This is a genomic window from Shewanella sp. 5S214, assembly GCF_041439795.1.
Taxonomy (GTDB): domain Bacteria; phylum Pseudomonadota; class Gammaproteobacteria; order Enterobacterales; family Shewanellaceae; genus Shewanella; species Shewanella vesiculosa.
In genome coordinates, this window is the sequence record NZ_JBGOOV010000062.1 from 1 (window position 1) to 2,498 (window position 2,498).

The window sequence follows — 2,498 nt, forward strand, 5'->3', positions numbered from 1 at the left end:
TTATTAACAGATGCCCAGTCTGCAGCTAGAGAAGCTAGTGCGCCACCTAAGCTATGACCGACAAAATGTATCGCTTTACCGGGATTTGATATACGCCACTTATCCAAAAAAGTCGCAATTTGTTGTCTTAGTGAAGCAAAAGCATTATTAAATCCAGCGTGCACTATTTGGTTACCATCACCGACACTTAAACCAAGTTGCGCATTCGTTCCCCAATCTGCAATAAGCTGAGTACCACGAATAGCGATGATTGCATCTCCTAGGTATTGTCCTTTACCTAATCCCATAACGGCAAAACCCGACTGGCGATTAAAAATAAATCCGCCTGTTTTTCCTATACCTTTGCTATTAATGGCAAAGTATTTTTCTATGTAGGTATTTCCAAATATGTCAGCATCCTCTGCATCAATTAAACTATAAACATTTGCTGCTAGTTCTGACGCTAACTTAGGCGATAATTGATTCATAAACTGTCCTTGTCATTTAATGGCTTTATTAATCGTATTTTTCTCTTTTCTGTACTTCCAATCGTTCTAATTCTGGCCAGCGACAAATACTCAATACCTGATAGCGCACAACACCACTAGGGAACGCTTCATCAATGATTTCATTTTTAACTTCTTCATTTGATACGTCGCAGTTTAATTGCGCCAACCTTTCAGCTAAATATGAAATATGTTTTTCGCCTGTAGATACCGATAGCCAAAGTCTTAGATCTGAATGACTTCCTTCAGCGATTTTAATCGTTTGAGATACACGTGTTTCTGCAAAAGGCTTATTTGGATGTGCTGTGCTGTAAATGATTTCAGGAAAGCTAAATTTTCCATCAGCGTCTGTAGTGGTGTAGTCCCATTCTTTTTCTTCCATGACACCAGAGTATTGATAACCTCTTTTTAGCTTAATACCGGCTAGAGGTTTTCCCTCATGGGTTAAGCTACCTATCACTTCAGGAAATACTTCGACATCGACTTTTTTAAACATGCTAAACATTGACTCCTCCGAGTAGCAACTAACGGCGACAATCAGACACAGGAATGCAAAAATCCCAATATATGCTCTATAGGCCATAGATGAAGCAACTCCCTGCTTTTTAATTCATATGATTAATTCTTAAACGAAGTTATTGTAGAGTGATTCTGTAAGGGTATCTATTATTATAAATGACTATTTTTTATGGTGTAATGATGAAAAGGGTATGTTCTATTGAGATGTTCTAGTCTGGCCTAATTTCATCATCCAACCAATGGGTAAAGTCGTTGAAGTAAGCATTTTTTGGGTATGGATTCAATATTGTTGGTTTTAGAGGTAAAGATAAAATTATTACAATTAATGTTTTTAGTGCTTTTTTGACACTATTTGGCGCTATAGATAAAGAGTTTTTTTGTGTAAATTTATGCAGCCAATAAGTATTAAAAGCGCTATATTACGTCTATTTTTAACCATGAATCTGTATTTTTATCTATATCAATGAGTAGGGGGGCAGAGGGTGTTAAATAGTCTTCTTGATAAATATCGTTACCTTTTATTGCTTACGGTTTCATTATTTCTATTTGTGATTGTTTTTTTTTCATATGCTTACCCCGAAGGAGATGATGCAGTGTTTGGATTTTTGAAGCGATATGAAGTTGAATTATCAGCTCCTGTGAAAGGGCGTATTACCCATAATGGCATTCCAGTTTCGGGTATGGAGATTGTTAGAGAGCTCTCCTATGGTGGCTATGATAAGGGAGAACCGATTATTGACTATGCATTAACCGATACAAATGGTGAGTTTTCATTTAACGAGGTTAAAGTTAAGTCAAATGCCCCTGGTAATATTTTTGGACAAGATGCTCGTCTTAGGCAAGAAATTTACATTAAGAAAGATCTTGACGAGATAAAAGATGGGGAAGATAAGTATTACTGGCTTTGGTTTATAAGTAAAAATTGGACTTCAGTACCTTATTTAAACCAGTATTTAATGCAATTAAATGCAGACTTAAAAAATAAAGAATTACAATATGAAGTCGATTTAACTCAGTTTGGTTTGAGGTCAAGCCAACCAATAGCCTCTATTTGTTATTGGGAAGGTGAATTGTTTTCTGTTTATTATGGTGAAGATTTAGAAGAAATTACGAGTTTTGATGATTTAAAAAGACTAAATTTATTAATTTAGTCTCGCCTACTTATTTTAAGGGAAGTGTAAACTTTATTTGAACATCATACATTTCTTAATCCAGTCAGTAAAGATTATCAATATGAAGCAAAGTTTAATGTTTGGTTAATAGCGTTTATGGGTCTATTACCTATAAATCATGGTTCTGTTGATGGGATAAGAGATTACTCAGGTATTAGATATATAAATAAAAGATCCCGGTCACTGATGATATATTACAGTGACCGAGACTTTTGTTAGCGTCATTATAATTATTATTTGTGAACTGACTTAATCGCTTCTTTTACGCTACTATACAAGCGTGAAAGCATTCTATTGAAAATGGCTCGAATAGTGGCATAAG

3 protein-coding genes are annotated in these 2,498 nt (G+C 35.1%); 1 reads left to right on the forward strand and 2 read right to left on the reverse strand.

Going from position 1 to position 2,498, the window contains the following annotated elements:
• Both ACED29_RS20980 and ACED29_RS20985 read right to left on the reverse strand, forming a co-directional pair.
• Positions 1 to 467, reverse strand: a 467-nt coding sequence (locus ACED29_RS20980) for a lipase family protein (protein ID WP_371698663.1), incomplete at its 3' end; no start/stop codon positions are given.
• Between the two features lie 28 nt (positions 468 to 495).
• On the reverse strand, positions 496 to 981 hold the full coding sequence (locus tag ACED29_RS20985) for a DUF6795 domain-containing protein (RefSeq protein WP_371698664.1): 486 nt from the start codon (positions 979 to 981) through the stop codon (positions 496 to 498).
• Between the two features lie 505 nt (positions 982 to 1,486).
• On the opposite strand from ACED29_RS20985, the gene ACED29_RS20990 reads away from it, so the two are divergent.
• On the forward strand, positions 1,487 to 2,155 hold the full coding sequence (locus tag ACED29_RS20990) for a DUF6795 domain-containing protein (RefSeq protein ID WP_371698666.1): 669 nt from the start codon (positions 1,487 to 1,489) through the stop codon (positions 2,153 to 2,155).
• Positions 2,156 to 2,498 lie beyond the last annotated feature (343 nt).

Bases quoted from the DNA above. Each gene is read 5' to 3' on its own strand.
- ACED29_RS20985 (WP_371698664.1), bottom strand. From the start codon at position 981: ATGTTTAAAAAAGTCGATGTCGAAGTATTTCCTGAAGTGATAGGTAGC.